The sequence below is a fragment of the Mycobacterium sp. NPDC048908 genome (genome assembly GCF_043197955.1).
Classification (GTDB): domain Bacteria; phylum Actinomycetota; class Actinomycetes; order Mycobacteriales; family Mycobacteriaceae; genus Mycobacterium.
In genome coordinates this window covers 114,002-133,256 of record NZ_JBICUE010000009.1, presented here as the reverse complement: position 1 = coordinate 133,256, position 19,255 = coordinate 114,002, and the positions used below count along the sequence as shown (strand labels likewise).

Here is a 19,255-nt window from a genome sequence, read left to right as displayed (position 1 = left end):
TGTCAAAGTAGCCCGGCGTGTCCTGTGGATCTTCGCTGCATCTCGACAAATATCCGCCGGTGGTGACTTCTCGAACTTTGTGTCCATTTCTCATCTGAAATGTTCATGCTCTATCTCGAGTGACGGTTACGGGTCCCGAACCCGCCTTTGATAAGCCGGCTCGGATGGACGGGCGCAGCGTCCCACGCAATCTGCGGCTCGCGAACGAGTTGGCTACCGGCAGCCGCGCCATCGGCGCGAACTCAACGCCGCTGGGTGGCAGAGGTTCGAATCATGCTGCCGCTACGAACTTTTCATGGCGCTTGTGAAGGAAATTGTGAGCGTGAAGGTGTTCGCCGCCTCAGACGTCAGCCACTACACCAACGACAACCATGCACACCAAATTGTTCCAAGCCGGGGACCTTCGATACATGAGTGCAACGAGAACGTGTCGCTGTTCAGCACTTGCCCAGGTGCACAAGGAATTCGAAACTCGACAAACGAGCACGCGAGAGGTCCGTCCCGACTCAGCCGCCGGCGACGGCCTCTGCTGCTCTGAGCACCCGCAGGATGTTTTCGCCGGCGAGCTTGGCCAGGTCGGCATCGGACCACCCACGGTCGGCCAGGGCGTCGAGAAGCCGCGGATACCCCGACACGTCCTCAAGGCCCTCGGGCATCGCCTCTCTCCCCATGTAGTCACCCCCGATGCCGACGTGGTCGATGCCTGCGACTTCACGCACGTGCTCGATGTGCGCCACGACCTGGGCCAAGGTGGCAACCGGCGGCGGTGACTGCTCGGCCAGCCTTGCCATCAGTTCGTCGTACGCCGGATCGCTCTTCGCGATCCCGCGGCGTCGGGCTTCGGCCTTCGCATCCGCGTGCCACCGGGCCACCGACGGTGAGATGAAGGCGGGCAGGAAAGTCACCATGCAGACACCGTCGTTCTCCGCCAATGCCGCCAACACATCGTCGGGCACGTTGCGGGGGTGGTCGCAGACTGCACGGGCGGAGGAGTGGCTGAAGATCACCGGCGCGACGGTCACACGCAACGCGTGCCGCATCACGTCGGCGGACACATGCGAGAGATCGACGAGCATGCCGAGGCGGTTCATCTCGCGAACGACGTCCTCACCAAAGGCCGACAACCCGCGGAGCGTCGGGACATCGGTCGCAGAGTCGGCCCAGGACACGTTCTTGTTGTGGGTCAGCGTCAGGTACCGCACGCCCAACGCGTGCATCATGCGCAGGACCGCCAGTGATCCGTCAATGCAGTGACCACCCTCCATGCCCAGCAGTGATGCGATCCGGCCGCCGGAGGACTCGACGTCGTCGGCACACGTCGCCAGCACCAGCCGGTTGGGATACCGGGCCACGAGGCGTCGAACGAAGTCGATCTGCTCCAGCGTGGCGGACACCGCCGCGGGGCCGACGTAAAGCTCCGGGGACACGTACACCGACCAGAATTGCCCGGCTACGCGGCCTGCCGCCAGCCGCTTCAGGTCGGTGTGCAGATCCGGCACCACCGTGGTCAGGTCGACGGCGTCCAGGTTGGCGCCGTATTGCTGGCGCATCGCCCACGCAAGATCGTTGTGACCGTCGATCAACATCACCATCGAGTCTCCTCCAATCGTCTTGGCTGGATCGCATTGCCTCGCAGCGCAAGAATTGTCAACGCGAGCCCCACGACAGCGCACCTTCGCCGCAGCGAACCACGGTTGCGGGCACGATCGGATCCTCCGCCGGCGCGGCGGGGTCGGTGCGTCGGCACCCAGACGGACTAACCAACCCCCATAGTGCCGCGTCGTCAACCTTCGCCAAACCCCTTGCATCAGACAGGAATAACGCATGATCGATCTTTTCCGGCCATCGCACGAGATTGCTCGTTCGGAAGTCGGCCGATTGCACGCGTCTGGTGGAGCGCGGGAGCGACACCGTCATCACCGCCGCCGAATCCTGGTTGCCCACTTGAGTCCGCGCAAACAGACCACGCACTGGCCGAACCGATTTGCCGTGTGCATCGGATCACCCGAGCCTCTCCCTCCCCGCGGCCACATCGCGAAAACGTTTGAAGCCGTGTAAATATGTGAGAACTATCATTGATTGTGGCTAGTGGTGAACGGGGTCACACACCGGGTGCTCGCTCAGACGCCGGGGTGTCGTTCATCGCATCGAGCCGACCAAAGGCGGTCTTCAATGTCAGGTAGCCAGCGACTCGAGTCGGTACCCCGCCACGGGAGCGCCGCCGCGGTGTACGGCGCGTGGGAACGGTTCGTGGAGGGCAATGACGACATCCGCGGGGTTCGGCCGGAAGTGGCGATCTCCTGGCATCGATGTCGCGACCAGTACCGTGTCGACCCGTATCTGACCGAAGCGCCGATGGCGTCCGCGGAGGTTGCCCATCCGCTCGAACACGACGCCATCTTTGTGGACCTGGGCTTCCGCGCCGCCGCCGTGGCTCACGAAGTGGCCAACTTCGGCGGCATCGTGACAGTCGCCGACGCCGCCGGCAGGGTGTTGGCCGAGTGGGGCGACAAGGAAACCTGTTCCATTGCCGCAGGGGCCAGCCTCGCGCCGTGGTTCTGCTGGTCGGAGAGCGCGGTGGGCACCAACGGCATGGGGACCGCGCTTGGAACACACCACCTCGTGGTGGTCCGGCGTGAAGAACATTGGTGCCAGGCCTTTCACGGCTGGACCTGCATGGCCGTCGCGGTGCGCGACGTGGTGAGCAAAGAGCCGATCGCGGTCGTGAACATCTCGTGTTTCCGCAGTGAGCTGCCACCGTCCGCGCGGGTGTGGCTGTCCAACGTCGCCGACCACGCCCAGAGCGTTCTGCGCACACGCGCCCGCGATGGCGGCACTCAACTGGTCGCCGCGTACAACGACGCCCGGGTGCGGTCCATCGAGCCACTCGCCGCTGTCGACACCTCGGGCAAGGTAGTGGTCGCCGACGACACCGCGAGCGTGCTCCTCGGTGTGCCTGGCAACGCCCCGGCAGTCAACCCGACGGTGCGCTGGAATCCCAGGCTGCCCGCGTTCGTCGACGCCGCGCGGTATGCCAGCAAGCAGGCGAGCCACAACCCGGCTTGGGTCGGATCGACGCAGATCTTCACACACCTCGCTGACGAGCCGTCGCCGATCAGAATTCGTCCGGTTTTCCAATACGGCAACTTGATCGGCCATCTGATCTCCTTCGGCGTCTCCGACGGAGAGGCGTTGCCGGAGACGGAATCAGCGGCGCCGTTCCAGGGACAACCCCGCCGGGTGATCGGCCTACGGGAGAGCCGGATGGTGCTGCTGCGATTGCCAGAGGTCACGTTGGCCGAGGCGGACGGCAACGAGGTGTGGCTGCTCACGGATCAGGGCAGGTTAAGGGCGGCGTCGACCGGCCTCGACAAGCTGGAGGACGAACTGACCACGGCCGGGTTTTTGCGGGTGCACCGTCGCTACGTGGTGAACCTGAGCCGTGTTCGTGAGGTCGAACGTCGGGATCGTGGCGAGTTGGTGCTGGTCATGGATGACAAGGCGAACACGATTGTGCCGGTGTCACGCCGGAACGCTCGCTCGGTACGCCGTGTGCTGGGCGTATGAGGTTCGGGAGCGGCCGGAAGGAGTGCCATGCCGGGGAACCCCGACACTTACGTCGACAGGACATATGACCAGACCGTCGGCGTGCTGAGGCGGCGCAAGAAACCGGCGGTGGGCGGCGACCAACCCGATTGGTGGCCCGACCGGCTCAATCTCAGGATCCTTGCTCAGCCTGGCCGCGCCGCAGATCCGTGGGGCGAGGACTTCGACTACGCCAAGGAGTTCTCCTCTCTCGACCTCGACCAACTGGCCCGCGACGTAGACAACGTCCTGACCACCACGCAGGATTGGTGGCCGGCTGACTTCGGCCATTACGGACCACTCGTCCTGCGCATGGCCTGGCACTGTGCAGGCACGTACCGCGTTGGCGACGGCCGAGGGGGCGCCGGCGCGGGCATGCAGCGTTTCGCGCCGTTGAACAGCTGGCCGGACAACCGGAACCTGGACAAGGCACGCCGGCTCCTGTGGCCGGTGAAACAGAAGTACGGGCGCAAGATCTCCTGGTCGGACCTGATGGTCTTCGCGGGCAACCGCGCGCTGGAATCGATGGGCTTCACGACGTTCGGATTCGCCGGTGGCCGGGTGGACGTGTGGGAGGCCGACGAGACGTACTGGGGCCCGGAAGACACCTGGTGCGCAGACGAACGACACCGTGGCGTCCGAACCTTGGACGAACCCCTGGCCGCCGCCGAGATGGGGCTCATCTACGTCAATCCTCAGGGTCCGGCCACGTCGCCCGACCCGAGGGCCGCTGCGCGCGACATCCGTCAGACCTTCGGCCGGATGGGATTCAACGACGAGGAGACCGTCGCACTCATCGCGGGCGGGCACACGTTTGGCAAGTCCCACGGCGTTGCCGACCCCGGTAGGTGGCTGGGTCCAGAACCCGAAGGCGCGCCGCTGGAGGCACAAGGCCTGGGGTGGGAAAACCGGTTCGGTACCGGCAACGCTGCCGACACCATCACCAGCGGGCTCGAGGGGATCTGGACGCCGACCCCGACAACGTGGGACAACAGTTACCTCGAGACGCTGTTCGCCTACGAATGGGAGGTCGCGCTCAGCCCCGCCGGGCTCTGGCAGTGGGTGCCAAGCGATGGTGCCGGGGCCGGCACCGTTCCGGACGCCCACGAGCCATCCAAGAGTCACGCCCCGACGATGCTCACCACGGACCTTGCGTTACAAGAGGACCCGATTTACGAGGCCATCGCGCGGCGCTTCCTGAGCAATCCAGACCAGCTGGCGGACGCATTCGCACGGGCCTGGTTCAAGCTCACGCACATCGACATGGGCCCGATCCAGCGCTACCTGGGGCCGCTGGTCCCCACCGAACGACTGATCTGGCAGGACCCGGTGCCAGAAATCGACCACGAACTCGTCGATGCCGACGACATCGGTGAGCTCAAGGCCGCGCTCCTCGACTCGGGTCTTTCGGTATCGCAGCTCGTCTGCACGGCATGGGCGTCGGCGTCGACGTTCCGCAACAGCGACAAGCGCGGTGGGGCCAACGGGGCGCGCATCCGTCTGGAACCGCAGCGGAGCTGGCCGGTCAACGAGCCAGAGACGCTCGTGTCCGCGCTATCGACGATGGAGGGAATCCAGAAGCGCTTCAACGACTCTCAGCGCGGCGCCAAGTTGGTCTCGCTGGCCGATCTGATCGTGCTCGGTGGGTGCGCCGCGATCGAACAGGCGGCCGCCAGGGCCGGCCACGTCATCGAGATTTCATTCCGGCCTGGACGTACGGACGCAACGCAGGAGTGGACCGACGTCGAATGGTTCGCTTCGCTGGAGCCAACTGCGGACGCCTTCCGCAACTACGTCGGCGAAGGCACACGGGTGGCGCCCGAACACCTGCTCATCGACCGCGCGAGCCAATTGACCCTCACCGCGAAAGAGATGACAGTGCTGCTGGGCGGTCTACGCGTGATCGGCGCCAATTACCGGCAATCCCCGTTGGGCGTGCTCACCGCAACACCGGGCTCGCTGACCAACGCCTTCTTCGTCAACCTCCTCGATTCGCGAACCGAATGGGTACCCGCGACCGACGACGCCACGACGGCGACATACGAAGGCCGCGACCGGCGCACCGGCGAGGTCAAATGGACTGCCAGTCGCGTCGATCTTGCTTTCGGCGCCGACTCCGAACTACGGGCAATCTCGGAGGTCTACGCAAGTCAGGACGCCCCGGAGAAGTTCGTCCGCGATTTCGCGTCAGCGTGGGACAAGGTGATGAACCTCGACATGTTCGGTCAGGCCTGAGTACGAACGGCGCCTTTCGGCGTGTGAGCGGCACAGTGTGACGGTCCGGCGGTCATGCCTGTACGCACGAGTTCAACCGGCATAAAGTTCTCGCAGGCTCGAACCAGACGTCCGGGCCAGCGAATTGCTCTGTGATATCGGGGATTTCGCAACATATCAGAACCAGCGAGTGACCTGAACAGTTAGTTCACACCAACGTTCCCGAACGTGAAAGCGAACAAGGCCAACCGAATACGCCGTTGAATGGCTTTCGCGCATCAACTGGGAGATGTCTCTGAGAAGGAGGTTAGATCCAATGACGACGGCTAAGGAACGACCCGACGTAATGCGTGAGCTCGGCTTGGATAAACAGAACCACGCGGCCCTTGGCCGCGTTCTTGGTACTGGCTCCATAGCGCAAGCCACCGAGCGGGCCGACGGCACGATGGAGGCAACGATCCGGATCAGGGAGGACGAACTCTGCTGGGATCCCGCCATTTTGATCATGCCGCACGGCGGTGACATCGAACTGACGGTCATCAACGACGACAAGAACACGCACGCGGCTTTGTTTCCGAGCAATGGTGACAGGAAGTTCCTCTGGCTGCTGAACCACTCGAAGGGCAGGGCCAAACTGAACCTCGACGGCCCCGGTTACTACTGGTACAGCTCCCCGGGCGGCAACGACGAAGGACGGGGATTGACCGCCGCCATCGTCGTTCTCGGCGAGGTGCCGCCAGAGGCCCGTCTCGACCGTCCCGATCAGCCCCGTCCATAGAGTCCATAGGAAGGAATGAAGATGACCGTCGAATACGTGGACGCAGGCGAGGCGATCGATCAGTCAGCGCTGAGCCCCATCCCCGGAACCGCACCCGCGGTGGCGACAGACGTCAACTATGAGCGACTTCTCAACGCGCGTTCGGAGTCGCACAACTGGCTCACCTACTACGGCGCCTATGACGGCCAGCGGTACAGCCTGCTGGACCAGATCAACACGGAGAACGTCAAGCGCATCGGCCCGGCCTGGATGTTCCAGGCCGGCGCGTCCGGACAGATGGCGGGTGCCACGACCTACGCGTTCGAGGCGTGCCCGCTGGTCGTGGACGGCGTCATGTACGTCACCGGCTGGGACGGTTGGGTCTGGGCGCTCGACGCGACGAATGGCCAGCAACTCTGGCGCTACAAGCACGCAACTCCGTTCGATGTCTCACTCTGCTGCGGCAACGTCAACCGCGGGTGCGCGGTGGCGAACGGCAACGTCTACTTCGTGACACCGAATGCCCACCTGGTCGCGCTGGACGCCACCAATGGAAAGACTGTGTGGGAGAAGACGATCGGTGATGTGCGTGCGGGCGAGAGCGCAACAATCGCTCCGCTGGCAGTCAAGAACACCGTCATCACCGGTAGCTCCGGCGGTGAGTTCGGCGTGCGTGGCCATATCGACTGCTGGGACCAGAAGACCGGTGAGCATCTGTGGCGCACCTACACCGTGCCAAAGCCGGGCGAACCGGGCTCCGAGACTTGGCCGGCCGACGGCGAGGCCTGGCAGCGCGGCGGCGCGAATCACTGGGTCACCGGGGCGTTCGATCCCGACACGAACCTGTACTACGCGGGGACAGGGAACCCGGCCCCGGACTTCGACGGCGCCGTGCGTGAGGGCGACAACCTCTACACCGACTGTGTCGTGGCGCTCGACGTCGACACCGGCGAGATCAAGTGGCACTACCAATTCACGCCACATGACTTGTGGGACTACGACTCCACAATGGAAATGATCCTGTTCGAGCGGGACGGCAAGAAGCTGCTGGGACATTTCGACAAGAACGGGTACTTCTTTGTGCTGGACCGCACCAACGGCGAGTTGCAGCACGTGACTCCGTTCGTGGACCGGATCGACTGGGGGGTCATCACCCGAGACGGCAAGGTGACTCCGCGCAAGTACCCGGACAAGGAGGGTGAGCCGGTCCACTTCTATCCCGGCCCGGCCGGTGCGAAGGAGTGGACGCACGCGGCCTACAGCCCGAAGACGGATATGTTCTACGTGCCCGTCGCCGACGTCGGCGCCACCGCCACCCGTCGTCGCCGTGAGTTCAAGGAGGGCATTCCGTACTGGGGCGCCGCCGTTCAGGTGGACATCGATGACATGGCCGGCTCGGTCAGCGCCTTCGATTCTCACGGTGAGGAGAAGTGGCGCTGGCGCCTCGACTACCCGATGGCCGCTTCGGTGCTCGCCACCGCGGGCGACCTGGTGTTCGCAGGCACGCCGACCGGTGAGTTCGCCGCTCTCGACGCCAACACCGGCGAGAAGCTGTGGGAATTCAACTGCGGCAGTGGTCATCACGGCAGCTGCTCGACCTACAGCGTCGACGGCAAGCAATACGTCGTCGTGCCCGTCGGCTGGGGTGGCTGGCTCGAAGGCATCCTCCCAGGAATGCTCGGTGCTGGCCACGGCAGCGCGCTGATCGCCTTCGCCCTTCCGGACTGATGCCGTTCGCCATACCGCCCGAGAAATCCAACAGAAAGAGGAAACACCATGGAACGTCAGGTCGCTGACAACGCATTGCAGAAGTGGGAATCACCCACCGTCACTCAGATCCGGGTGTCCGCCGAGGTGACCGCCTACGCGGCCATCTGGGACGGCGGCAACTAATCGATCACGGCGGGGTGCCGGGCGGTACTGGCCCGGCGCCCCGGCCACGATCCGCCAGGAGGACTGATCGGTCGTGTGGGTGCGTGTACTGGGATCAGCAGCCGGCGGGGGGTTCCCGCAGTGGAACTGCACCTGCCCCCCTTGTCGCGCAGTGCGTTCCGGCTCGGGGCCCGCTGTCCCACGCTCCCAGTCGTCGATCGCCGTCAGCGCTGACCGGAAGCACTGGTTCCTGTTCAACGCCTCACCGGACATCCAGTCACAGATCGAGTCCTTCGGCGACCTGCATCCCGACGAAGGTCGAGTGGTGCGGCTGCAGTGCGTGCTGCTCACCGACGCCGAGATCGACCACACTCTGGGCCTGTTGCTGATGCGGGAGGGCAGCGGTCTTGAGGTGCACGCGACCGAATCGGTGCACGAGACGTTGACCACCGGCTCCGGGATACTGAAGACGCTCGAGGCATACTGCCCGGTCAAATGGCAACCGGTGCTGCCCGGCGCCGAGGTTCCGCTCGGTAACGGGTCAAATGGGTTGACGTACCGGGCGTTCGACGTCCCCACCGACAAGCAGATGCGGTTTCCCAGCCCATCGAAACACGCCGCAGCCCACGGCCGAGTCGTTGGCTACCGCATCACCGACACCGGCAGTGGCCGCAGCCTGGTCTACCTGCCGTGCGTGCAGCGGCTCACCGCCGACCTGCTCGACGAACTAGCCGATTGCTCGGGTCTGCTCGTCGACGGAACCTGCTGGCGGGATGACGAGTTGCCTCGTCTCGGCCTGGCCAGCAAGACCTCACGCGGCATGGGACATGTGCCTATCGACGGCCATGGCGGCAGTTTGGAGCTGCTGGCGCCGCTGCCCATCGACCGCAAGGTCTACATCCACATCAACAACACCAACCCGATCCTGCTCGAGGATTCGCCAGAACGGCGGATCCTCGACCGGCACGGCATGGAGGTAGCCGCGGACGGATTGGAGTTACAGATATGAGGAGCACACGAGCGATGACCACCTCTGCGTTGGCGCCCGATCAATTCGAGGAAGCGCTGCGTGCGCACGCCAAGCATTACCACCACCAGCATCCGTTCCATCGGCGGATGAACGATGGCGGATCGACTCGGGAGGAGATTCGGGGTTGGGTGGCGAATCGCTTCTACTACCAGGTGAACATCCCCCGCAAGGACGGCGCGATTCTCAGCAGCTGCCCCGACAGGGAGGTGCGCCGCCGGTGGGTCCAGCGCATCATCGACCACGACGGCACAACCGAAGGATCCGGAGGGATCGAGTCGTGGCTGCGTCTCGGCGAGGCCGTCGGCCTGACCCGCGAGGAGATCGAGGACGAGCGACACCTGCTCCCTGGTGTGCGGTTCGCCGTCGATGCCTATGTCACATTCACGCGAACTCGGCCGTGGGTCGAGGCGGTGGCCTCCTCACTGACCGAACTCTTCGCGCCTGACCTGATGTCCGACCGGCTCGCTGCATTCGAACGTCACTACACCTGGATCGACCCTCGCGAGCTTGCGTATTTTCGGTCTCGAATTACCCAGGCGCCCAAAGACTCCGAACACGGTCTGGAGGTGGTGCGCAAGCACTGCACCACGCAGGAGACGCAGGCAGCGGCGCTCGCGGCGCTGTCTTTCAAATGCGACGTGCTGTGGAGCATGCTCGATGCCATCGAGCAGGCTTATGGCGCGCATCGATGACTCCGCGCGGCCCCGCCTGGCGCCGCATGTCCGGATGAGGTACGACGAGGCGCGTGGGCAATACGCGCTGCTGTCGCCGGAGACGGTCTGGGTCGTCAACGACACCGGCGCCGCGATCGTGGAACTGTGCGACGGCCGGCGGACCGTCGCCGAGATCCAGTCCGAACTGCAGAGTCGGTATGCCCAAATCGCCGATGCGCGGATCAACGGAGAAGTCCGCCGGTTCCTGGCTGATCTCGTCGCCAAACATGGCCTGGAGGTACATCATGGATAGACCCTTTGCCTTGCTCGCCGAGCTCACCTACGCCTGCCCGCTGCACTGCCCCTACTGCTCCAATCCGCTTGCGCTCGATGAGTATCGCGATGAGTTGACGACCGAGGAATGGCAACGAGTTCTTAGCGAGGCCGCCGAACTCGGCGTGCTGCAGGTGCACCTGTCCGGCGGAGAGCCGATGCAGCGTCACGACATCGTCGAGCTGGTGGGATGGGCCAATCAGCTTGGCCTGTACACGAATTTGATCACCAGTGGGCTCGGCTTCTCCACCCGTCGCGCCGAACAACTGCGCGACGCGGGACTCGACCATGTGCAGGTCAGCATTCAGGCCGACGAAAAGGCCATGTCCGATCGCATCGCGGGCACTGCATCGTTCGAACGCAAGCTGGTGGCCGCGCGGCTGGTGAAGAAGTTGGGCTGGCCACTCACTCTCAACGTCGTGCTCCATCGCATGAACATCGACAAGATCGGCGAAATCCTCGACATGGCAGCGGCTCTGGGTGCTGACCGCATCGAGCTCGCTAACACGCAATACTACGGCTGGGCGGGGATCAACCGGGCCGAGTTGCTTCCGAGCAGAGACCAGTTGCAGCGTTCGCAGTCCGTTGTCCTGGCGACCAAAGAGCGGCTCGGTGACCGGATGGAGATCATCTACGTCATCCCGGACTACTACAGCCGGTATCCCAAGCCCTGTATGGATGGCTGGGCCCGCCGCCAACTCACCGTGGTGCCCAACGGCGATGCGCTGCCGTGCCCGGCGGCCCAGGAACTGGTCCGCGGCCACCAATTGCCTCGAGCCAGTGTGCGCGAACACGCCCTCGAGTGGATCTGGGCCGAGTCGCCATTGTTCACGCGGTTCCGCGGCCAAGACTGGATGCCAGATCCGTGCCGCAGCTGTGAACGCAAGAGCGTCGATTTCGGCGGCTGCCGGTGCCAGGCCTTCGCGCTCACCGGCGACGCTGCCCGCACCGACCCGGTCTGCCACCTCTCCCCGGACCACGGGCTCGTCGCGGCCGCGGTGGCTGAGGCCAACGACCTGGCGCGTACGGCCGGCGTATCGATACCGCGGCCGAATCCGGGCCGCAGGGGATCGCCGGCAACGCCGTGGGTGGGAGCATGAATTCGCTTTTCGCGCTGATCCCGATCGCGTTCTTGCTCAGTTTGGACAACTTGCAGTCATCCATCGGGCTGGGAACGACCAAGCCGCCGTGGCGTCGAATCGTACAGGCCGCCTTGGTGTTCAGCGCGTGTGATGCCCTGGCTCCCTTGATCGGCGTTTGGGCGGGCAATGTCGTGGGTGAATACATCGGGGACGTGGCGGAGTATGTCGGCGCCGCCGCGCTTGGCGCCTACGCGCTGTACCTGCTGGTGCACGCCATCCGCACGGAGGAAGCAGGCGAGCTCGACCATCCATTGGCGATTCTGGGGATGCCGCTGCCGTTGAGTCTCGACAACCTGTTCGCGGGGGCCAGCCTCGGTGTGGTGGGCGCCTCGCCGGTGAGCGTGGCCGTGGTGTGCGGTTGCGCCACCTTGGTCATGTCGGCGGTGGGGCTGACAGTGGGCAGACTGGCGGCGAGCAAGGTGCGGATCCGCACGGACCTTTTCGGTGGCCTCGTCATGATGGGTCTGGCCGTCCTGATGGTGGTCCGGGCGTGACGACCGATGCGGCGGACGCCCGGAAGGACCGCGACACCGAGCGGCCGTCGTGTTACCACTGCGGCGAGGCGTATGCGTCGGCGGATGCCGCCCGACATGCTGCGCCGGTCAACTGTGATGTCTGTCCTCGCTGCAGGGGGATGCCTGCCTGCTATACGTGCCGGAACATGTACTGCGCCTGCGAGGTGCACCAATACTGAAGGCGACCAACACGATTCGTCTTACGCTTCGGGCGGACCCGGCAGGTCAGTCGGTGCGCTCAAGAGCACGAGCGCGTCGAAACGGTGATAGAAGCGACCTTGGTTGGCGACCGTGCCCTGCACAAACAGCGGTGCCTGGCGGGGCCGCTCGGTAGCCGTCGTGCACTCACGTGCGCCGCGCGCTGAGCGCCCGAACGCCCATCTTCGCCGAACCTTCGTCGTGTGCCGACCCGCGACCGCCAGCATCACCCTAGTCGGGGAAATCCGCGCTGCGAGAGAGGGTCTCGTTGGCCCGGATGTCGGCCAGGGCGTGTTCTAGTGTGTCGATCACCGCGTCGTAGCCGCCGTTGCCCAGGATTAGCCGTCGCGGAGGCGGGTCCTGGGCCATTGCCGCGATCACCGCGCGGGCCCCGCGGTGCGGATCGCCGGGTTGCACGCCGTCCATGTCCACGAATGCCGCGCGGACCTGCTCCAGCATGTCGTGGTACTCCGGAATCGGCTCCGCGACCGGCTCGTTCGCGAAACCGGCGTAGGCGTTCGTGCGGAACGCTCCTGGCTCGACCGCCAGCACGGAAATGCCCTGCGCGGCAACCTCATCGCGCAGCGTCTCTGTGATGGCTTCGACGGCGAACTTCGTCGCGCTGTAGTAGCCGAATCCGGTCGCCGACACCAACCCGGCCACCGAGGACACGTTGACGATCCATCCATTGCCGCGGGCACGCATCCCCGGCAGCACCGCGCGCGTCACCGACAGCACCGCAAAGAAGTTCAGCTCGAACATCGCCCGCACAGAGGACTCGTCCATCCCCTCGATCGATCCGAACCACCCGCGGCCGGCGTTGTTTACCAGCACGTCGATACTGCCGAAGTGCTCCTCGGCTGCCCGCACCCCGCGCAGCACCTGGTCGGGGTCGGTGACATCGAGTGGCACGACGAGAACGCGGTCGCCGTACCGCTGCGCCCACTTGGCCAACTGCTCCGGACGCCGGGACGTGAGCGCGACGTGGTCCCCTGTCTCGAGCGCTGCCTCGGCGTACGCGACCCCGAAGCCACCTGGCGTGCCGCCGGTGATGAACCATCGCCGCGTCATGGCTCGATCACCAGCCGGCTGATCAGGGCGCCGTCGAGGGTGAAGCGGAAGTGCAGGTCGGCGACGCCGCCCGGGAAGTTGCCTTCCAGGTGCTGACCGACGTCGATGGTCGTGTCGGTCTTCGTCGCGCCGGTGAACGCGGTCGTGTAGGTGTACTCGCTGACCGAGGCGGCAAGCCAAGCCCCGATCTCCTCAATGCCCTTGTGATCACGGCCCTCGTCGGTCACGACGGCATCCGTGGTGAACGTGGCGAGCGCGCGGTCGTCCTCTCGGGCGTCGAGCGCTGTCATGAAGGTGTTTATGGTGTCCGGGAGTTCATCCCATTTGGTTGTCATGACGCAACGGTGCGGTCTCCCGTAAGGGGAGAGTCAAGCCGGGCCGTCGCACTACCCCGCAATGTTGACCTTGCCCTAGGGGGAAGTTGCACGATGGTCTCACCCGATGACGGGGGCGGCGGATTGCAGAGGAGGACGCCATGGGTGCACAGGTCTCGATAGGTGACTTCTCAGTGATGACGAGCCTCAGCAGGAAGGCGCTCCGGCACTACCACGACATCGGCATTCTCGAACCGGCCCACATCGATTCGCACACCGGCTACCGCTTCTACGACACCAGCCAGGTCGATCACGCACACATCATTCGCCGGTTCCGATCTCTCGGCATGTCCATCCCCGATATCAAGGCGCTGCTGAGCGCAGAAGACGCCGCGACCCGCACCGAGATCATCACGACACATCTCGAACAGATGGAGCTGCAGCTGCAGCAGACGCGCGACACCCTAGGCGCGTTGCGTGAGCTGCTTGCCCCCGTGCACCCCCCCGCCTCCGTGGAGTTGCGACAGGAACCAGCGCTCGCCGTGTGGTCCATCACCGCCACCATCGACATCGAGGAGATTGACACCTGGTTCGTGGCGACGCTGAGGACACTGCGCGACGCACTTGCAACAGCAGGCGCAGATTCCGCGGTCGTACCGGGTGGCCTGTACGACAGAGAACTTTTCCTCGAATCACGCGGCAAGGCAACACTGTTCGTTCCCGCGCCGCAATCCGCGGACGTCCCGGAGGGCGTCCGCGCCGAGGTCCTCCCTCAGGCTGAATACGCGGTGCTCACCCACGCTGGCGATCACCAGGGCATCGACCGCAGCTATGCGGCTCTGGGTAAGTACGCCAACGAACAACTGATCAGCCATCAGGGACCAATCCGCGAGCACTACCTCGGCAGCACATCCTCAGAACCAACAGGGTTCACCGCCACCGAGATCTGCTGGCCGATTTTCAACACCAACCCACCACCAGAATGAGTGCAGCCCGTCGCCAGTTCATTCCGCGGAATGTGTTGTGACGCATATGAGCCGGTCTGTAGTACGGGCGACCGCCGAGTGGCGAATAACCCGAGCCGCTCGTTCAGTCCACCAACGCAGCGCCGATGTCCCACAGTCGTGCGGCATTGTCGGGGCCAAGAGCGCCGGCCAAGACCCGCTTCCTTCAGCACTCGTTCGACGTTGTCAACGGCGCGGGTGATCGCGTCCTCGAGCTCGTCGGGGACGAAGGGGCATTACGGTGGGACACGAAGACCTCCGACGTGAGTTGGTGCGTTTCTCGACAGCTCGCACGTCACTCGGAGGTCTTCGTCGTGTCACCACGCCACGGGCCCCCTAACGTCCGTGGTCAGTAGACGTAGGTCAGCCCGGACACACGTCCCATCTGCTGCAGCGGCATCGGTTCTGTTGACCGACAGCAGTTTTCACTCACAGCCGCCCAGATGTGTGGCCAAACACCGTACGATGGCGTGGTACATGTCGACCACGTTCTCCGGGTTGACGGCGCCGTGGCCCTCCTTCGGCTGCACCATCTCGGCGAGTTGGCCGGCATACCACTAGGCGCACTCCCGCTCCCCACTGTGACCGACGATTAGACATCATCGAAGCCAGTTCATAGCCTGTCGGAGGCGTATGTAGCCAGACCAAGATCAGCACCTGCGACAAAGGATTGTGACACTCCGAATGAGTCGGATGCGCCACTCACTTCGGCGAACGGCGGGCGGCTTTGCGGCTGCGGTCATGGTGCTGGCGGTGTCGATAGCGGGTGACGTGAAGGCGGATCCCGCGGCCGACGCTCTGGCCGGGCTCAATGAGTTGTCCCGTCAAGCGCTGCAGAGTCGTGAAGCCGTCACAACTGCTCAACGCGATGCCGACGCGAAACTCGCTGCCCAGACCGCGGCCGAAGACCGGCATCGCGCAGACCTGGCAGCCCTCGACGCCGCGAACGCCGAGCTTGCCCCGCATCAAGCGACGGCCGACCGGGTAGCGGCGATGACATACGTGAGCGGGCGCACCGGTCAGTGGGCGGCATTGCTGTCCGCAGGCTCCCCGCAACAGCTGATCGACCAGCTGTCCCTGCACAGGGCGGTCGCTGCTGTGACGGCCGATGAGTTAAAGGCATTCCAAGTAGCCCGCGAGCAAGCGGTCAGCGCAGCCAGGGCCTCCGAGACATCGGCTGCTGACGCCCGCGCCGCAGCCGAACGGTCTGCCGCGGTGCGCGCAGACCTGCAGGCAAAACTGAAAGAACTGCTGCGTCAGATCGCCGCCGCGGAAGCTCAGTACGCGACACTGACACCCGCTCAGCAGGCGGCGGTCGATATCGCGGCGGCACCGCCGCAAGCCGCACCCGCTCCGGCCGATCCTCTACTCAACGCGATGCCCGGTCAACCTCCCGCTGCCGATATCCCGGAGGCCTTGCCCGTCGGCGTCGCGTCTGAGGCCGGACTACAGCCCAACACCGTCGTGGCTGCCCGCGCCGTCAGCCAGAGGTTTCCCCAGATCGCCGAGATCGACGGCGTTCGGCCGGACTCGAAGCCGTGGCATCCGAGCGGCCTGGCGATCGACATCATGATTCCCAACCCGGAAAGTCCCCAGGGCATCGCGCTCGGAGACCAGATCCTCGCGTTCGCGATCTCCAATGCGGGCCGATTCGGGCTACAGGACGTGATCTGGCGTGGCACGTATTACACGCCAGCCGGTCCGCAGGCGTCGGGCTACGGCCACTTTGACCACGTGCATATCACCACGACACGGCGCTGACCGGCGAATCGGCCATCACCGCGTCGACGATGCGCTCGCGAAAACGGCTGTTCGCGAATGGAATCCCCTGCAGCAGCGAAGCCTTCTCAAGGCAGCAGGCGGTAACGCTGCGTCAATATCGCTCTGCCTCGCTGGTACGCTGCGATGGCCTTGGGTTGATGAGCGTTATCCCCGCGGGCGACGCGTTGTCGAAAATCGGCAGGAGTGCGGCGGCCTCCTCCAAGCTGATAATGCGCTCGATCAGGTCCTGGGGGCGCAGGTCACCGCTCTCGATCATGGCGAGCATCTCCGGATAGTCGGTCGCCGCCATGCCGTGGCTGCCGAGGAGATCGAGCTCCCACGCGATGGCGCGAGCCATCGGAACCCGCGGATGCCCGCTGACCGGGGGCAGCAGCCCCACCTGGACGTGGCGGCCGCGGCGACGCAGGCTGAGGATCGAGTCCTCACACGTTTGCTCGAGGCCGACGGCGTCGATTGCGACGTGGCTGCCGCCGTCGGTGATCTCGTGCACCCTGGCGGGCACGTCTGAGCCCTCGGCGACCAGAATATGGTCGGCCCCAAGGGCTTTCGCAGCGTTCAGCGCACCGGTGTTGCGGTCGACAGCAATGACGTTGGCGCCCAGCGCCTTGGCGATCATCACGGAGCTGAGGCCCACCCCACCCGCGCCTACCACGGCCACCCATTCGCCGGCGACAAGGCGGGCGCGGGCGGTCAGCGCACGGTATGCGGTGGCAAACCGACAGCCCAGGCTCGCGGCGGCCTCAAACGACACCGACTCCGGAATGGCCACCAGATTGGTGTCGGCAGCGTGCACGGCCACGTACTCGGCGAACGACCCCCAGTGCGTGAAGCCAGGCTGCTCTTGGTCGGGGCACACCTGTGCGTCCCCGGATTCACACCATTGGCACCTTCCGCAGCCGCACACGAACGGCACCGTCACCCGGTCGCCCACCGCCCACTTTTGCACCCCGAGACCCACCGCGGATACCACGCCGGCCAGTTCGTGTCCGGGCACATGCGGAAGCGCGATGTCGTCGTGGCCGGCCCAAGCGTGCCAGTCGCTGCGGCACAACCCAGTGGCGTACACGTCCACCACTACGCCGCCGTCGGGCGGCACGAGGTCGGGCACCTGCCGAATCTCGAGGGGTTCACCGATGCGGTCCATCACCATTGCGCGCATAGCGCCCATCTTCCGATCAAGCGCGCTGACCCGGCCAACCGGTCTCCAGCGGGAAATAGCGCTTCAATATCTTGCTCGTCGCGTTGTAGGTGTTGGCGACCACAGGACTTATTGACAGGTCGCCTGGATCACTGCTTCACTGGCTTGTCCAGTGATCCACTAGGTCACCAGCCACGCGGTGCCCCTTGCGACACCAGAATCGAGGAACCGCAATGACGATCAGTCAGGACCCGACGCATTCGGTGAACGCATCCCCCCGCCCACGCGCAGACGAGCCGGCACGGTTGACGAAGACGCAGCGCAGGGCGTTCTGGGGTTCTTTCGGTGGCTGGGCGATGGACGGCTTCAACTGGACCGTGTTCGGGCTCGTCCTGGCGCCCACGATGGTGGCGCTGCTGCCGCGTGCCGGCATCGAGCCCACCGCCGCCAACATCGGCTGGTACGGCCAGGTCAGCGCCGCAATCTTTCTGCTGGGCTGGGGCTGCTCCGCCATCTGGGGACCCATCGCCGACCGTTTCGGCCGGATGCCGGCCATGACGGCCTCGATCATGCTGTATGGCGTCTTCACCGCGCTGGCCGGCGCAGCGACCAACGTTTGGGAGTGGAACGCGTTCCGGTTCATCGCCGCCATCGGCATCGGCGGTGAATGGGCCATGGCGGGCACCCTGCTGTCGGAGATCATGCCCGAGCGGGTACGCGCCCGATTCGGCGGCGCCATGCACTCGGCCGCGTACTTCGGCGTCCTCACCGTGTCCGCGCTCTACCTGGTGGCCGGCCCGCAACTCGGGTGGCGCGGCATGTTCCTCATCGGCGGCATCCCGGCCTTGGCGGTGTTCCTCATCCGCCGCGCCACGCCCGAGCCGGAGCGCTGGCAGCAGCACTCCGGCGAGGTACGCCGACAGTCCTTCTGGCAGCCCGTCGTCGACGTCCTGAGCCCGCCCTACCGAGGCCGCACCATAGGCAATCTGCTGCTGCTCTCGGTGTGTGTGATTGGGCTGTGGGCCGGCTCGACGTATGTTCCGACAGCCATGACCGCCCTGGCCGAATACGCCGGGTACGACCACGACGGCACGGTGCGCCTCGCCGGGTTGTCGGCGATGACGGTCGCGGTGTTCACCATCGCGGGTTGCTTCCTCGTTCCGCCGCTGGCCGACCGGTTCGGGCGGCGCCGCACACTGGCGGCGTTGTTCGTGCTGCTGGCCATCGGTGCGATCGGCACTTACGGGGTGGGCTATCCGCTGCAGTCGATCGGTGTGACCTTCGCGTTCCTGCCAGCCCTCGGCCTTGCCGGCGCCAACTTCGCGGTCTTCACCATCTGGCTGCCCGAGCAGTACCCCACCCGCATGCGCGCGACGGCGTTCGCCTTCACCACCACCCTCTCCCGGTGGGTCGCCGCCGTCGGCACCTTCCTCATCGGCTACGGCATCCACGTCACCGGTGGGCTGGCCATCCCGATCTGCCTCACGGCGGTGGTCTTCGTGCTCGGAATCGGTCTGGTCGGATTGGCGCCCGAAACCAAGGGCCAGATTCTCCCGGACTGAACGACCCCCGTCTGCCAACCGCTGTGGGCGACATGGGCTCGCCACGGTCATGGTCGTCGGCTTGGGCGCGAAAGAGCGCGCCCTT

General features: G+C 65.2%; 17 protein-coding genes. 13 read left to right on the top strand and 4 right to left on the bottom strand.

From position 1 onward, the window contains the following. Window positions 1–506 precede the first annotated feature (506 nt). Window positions 507–1,592 carry a dipeptidase gene (locus ACGFK1_RS22775; RefSeq protein ID WP_393434505.1) on the bottom strand — a complete coding sequence of 362 codons (1,086 nt, stop codon included), beginning with the start codon at window positions 1,590–1,592 and terminating at the stop codon, window positions 507–509. Between the two features lie 580 nt (window positions 1,593–2,172). Between ACGFK1_RS22775 and ACGFK1_RS22770 the strand changes: the two genes are divergently transcribed. From ACGFK1_RS22770 to ACGFK1_RS22725, 10 genes are all read left to right on the top strand, one after another. Further along, window positions 2,173–3,567 (top strand): LytTR family transcriptional regulator DNA-binding domain-containing protein, encoded by a 1,395-nt coding sequence (locus tag ACGFK1_RS22770; RefSeq protein WP_393434502.1) that lies wholly within the window; start codon window positions 2,173–2,175, stop codon window positions 3,565–3,567. Window positions 3,568–3,594: 27 nt separating this feature from the next. Further along, window positions 3,595–5,820, top strand: coding sequence for a catalase/peroxidase HPI (gene katG / locus ACGFK1_RS22765; protein ID WP_393434499.1), 2,226 nt, complete (start codon window positions 3,595–3,597; stop codon window positions 5,818–5,820). A gap of 295 nt (window positions 5,821–6,115) precedes the next feature. Beyond that, window positions 6,116–6,577 (top strand): MSMEG_3727 family PQQ-associated protein, encoded by a 462-nt coding sequence (locus ACGFK1_RS22760; protein WP_393434496.1) that lies wholly within the window; start codon window positions 6,116–6,118, stop codon window positions 6,575–6,577. 21 nt (window positions 6,578–6,598) lie between these two features. After that, window positions 6,599–8,284 carry a PQQ-dependent dehydrogenase, methanol/ethanol family gene (locus tag ACGFK1_RS22755; RefSeq protein WP_393434493.1) on the top strand — a complete coding sequence of 562 codons (1,686 nt, stop codon included), beginning with the start codon at window positions 6,599–6,601 and terminating at the stop codon, window positions 8,282–8,284. 48 nt (window positions 8,285–8,332) lie between these two features. Next, entirely contained in the window at window positions 8,333–8,449 is a 117-nt protein-coding gene (gene pqqA / locus ACGFK1_RS22750; RefSeq protein WP_393434490.1) for a pyrroloquinoline quinone precursor peptide PqqA, read from the top strand. Between the two features lie 73 nt (window positions 8,450–8,522). Then, on the top strand, window positions 8,523–9,437 hold the full coding sequence (gene pqqB, locus ACGFK1_RS22745) for a pyrroloquinoline quinone biosynthesis protein PqqB (RefSeq protein WP_393434488.1): 915 nt from the start codon (window positions 8,523–8,525) through the stop codon (window positions 9,435–9,437). A gap of 14 nt (window positions 9,438–9,451) precedes the next feature. Continuing rightward, entirely contained in the window at window positions 9,452–10,150 is a 699-nt protein-coding gene (pqqC, locus tag ACGFK1_RS22740) for a pyrroloquinoline-quinone synthase PqqC (protein ID WP_393434485.1), read from the top strand. Next, a complete protein-coding gene (gene pqqD, locus ACGFK1_RS22735; RefSeq protein ID WP_393434482.1) occupies window positions 10,134–10,424 on the top strand; it encodes a pyrroloquinoline quinone biosynthesis peptide chaperone PqqD in 291 nt (96 codons plus the stop codon). The genes pqqC and pqqD overlap by 17 nt, the downstream gene beginning before the upstream one ends. Beyond that, window positions 10,417–11,544, top strand: coding sequence for a pyrroloquinoline quinone biosynthesis protein PqqE (pqqE, locus tag ACGFK1_RS22730; RefSeq protein ID WP_393434479.1), 1,128 nt, complete (start codon window positions 10,417–10,419; stop codon window positions 11,542–11,544). Before pqqD ends, pqqE begins: the two co-directional genes overlap by 8 nt. Further along, a complete protein-coding gene (locus tag ACGFK1_RS22725; RefSeq protein ID WP_393434476.1) occupies window positions 11,541–12,080 on the top strand; it encodes a manganese efflux pump MntP family protein in 540 nt (179 codons plus the stop codon). Before pqqE ends, ACGFK1_RS22725 begins: the two co-directional genes overlap by 4 nt. A 450-nt stretch (window positions 12,081–12,530) precedes the next feature. Here ACGFK1_RS22725 and ACGFK1_RS22720 read toward each other — a convergent pair whose 3' ends face one another. Then, complete coding sequence (locus ACGFK1_RS22720; RefSeq protein ID WP_393434473.1) at window positions 12,531–13,370, bottom strand: SDR family NAD(P)-dependent oxidoreductase; 840 nt, start codon at window positions 13,368–13,370, stop codon at window positions 12,531–12,533. Further along, on the bottom strand, window positions 13,367–13,705 hold the full coding sequence (locus ACGFK1_RS22715; protein ID WP_393434470.1) for a nuclear transport factor 2 family protein: 339 nt from the start codon (window positions 13,703–13,705) through the stop codon (window positions 13,367–13,369). The genes ACGFK1_RS22720 and ACGFK1_RS22715 overlap by 4 nt, the downstream gene beginning before the upstream one ends. 140 nt (window positions 13,706–13,845) lie before the next feature. On the opposite strand from ACGFK1_RS22715, the gene ACGFK1_RS22710 reads away from it, so the two are divergent. Together ACGFK1_RS22710 and ACGFK1_RS22705 are read left to right on the top strand one after the other, a co-directional pair. Beyond that, complete coding sequence (locus ACGFK1_RS22710; RefSeq protein WP_393434467.1) at window positions 13,846–14,670, top strand: MerR family transcriptional regulator; 825 nt, start codon at window positions 13,846–13,848, stop codon at window positions 14,668–14,670. A 702-nt stretch (window positions 14,671–15,372) separates the two neighbouring features. Beyond that, window positions 15,373–16,449, top strand: a complete 1,077-nt coding sequence (locus ACGFK1_RS22705) for a coiled-coil domain-containing protein (protein WP_393434464.1) — start codon at window positions 15,373–15,375, stop codon at window positions 16,447–16,449. A gap of 112 nt (window positions 16,450–16,561) precedes the next feature. Here ACGFK1_RS22705 and ACGFK1_RS22700 read toward each other — a convergent pair whose 3' ends face one another. Beyond that, window positions 16,562–17,629 carry a zinc-dependent alcohol dehydrogenase family protein gene (locus tag ACGFK1_RS22700; protein ID WP_393434461.1) on the bottom strand — a complete coding sequence of 356 codons (1,068 nt, stop codon included), beginning with the start codon at window positions 17,627–17,629 and terminating at the stop codon, window positions 16,562–16,564. Between the two features lie 212 nt (window positions 17,630–17,841). On the opposite strand from ACGFK1_RS22700, the gene ACGFK1_RS22695 reads away from it, so the two are divergent. Then, the gene (locus ACGFK1_RS22695; RefSeq protein WP_393434457.1) at window positions 17,842–19,170 is read left to right on the top strand and encodes an MFS transporter; all 1,329 of its coding nucleotides are present in this window, start codon (window positions 17,842–17,844) and stop codon (window positions 19,168–19,170) included. The last annotated feature ends 85 nt before the right edge of the window (window positions 19,171–19,255 follow it).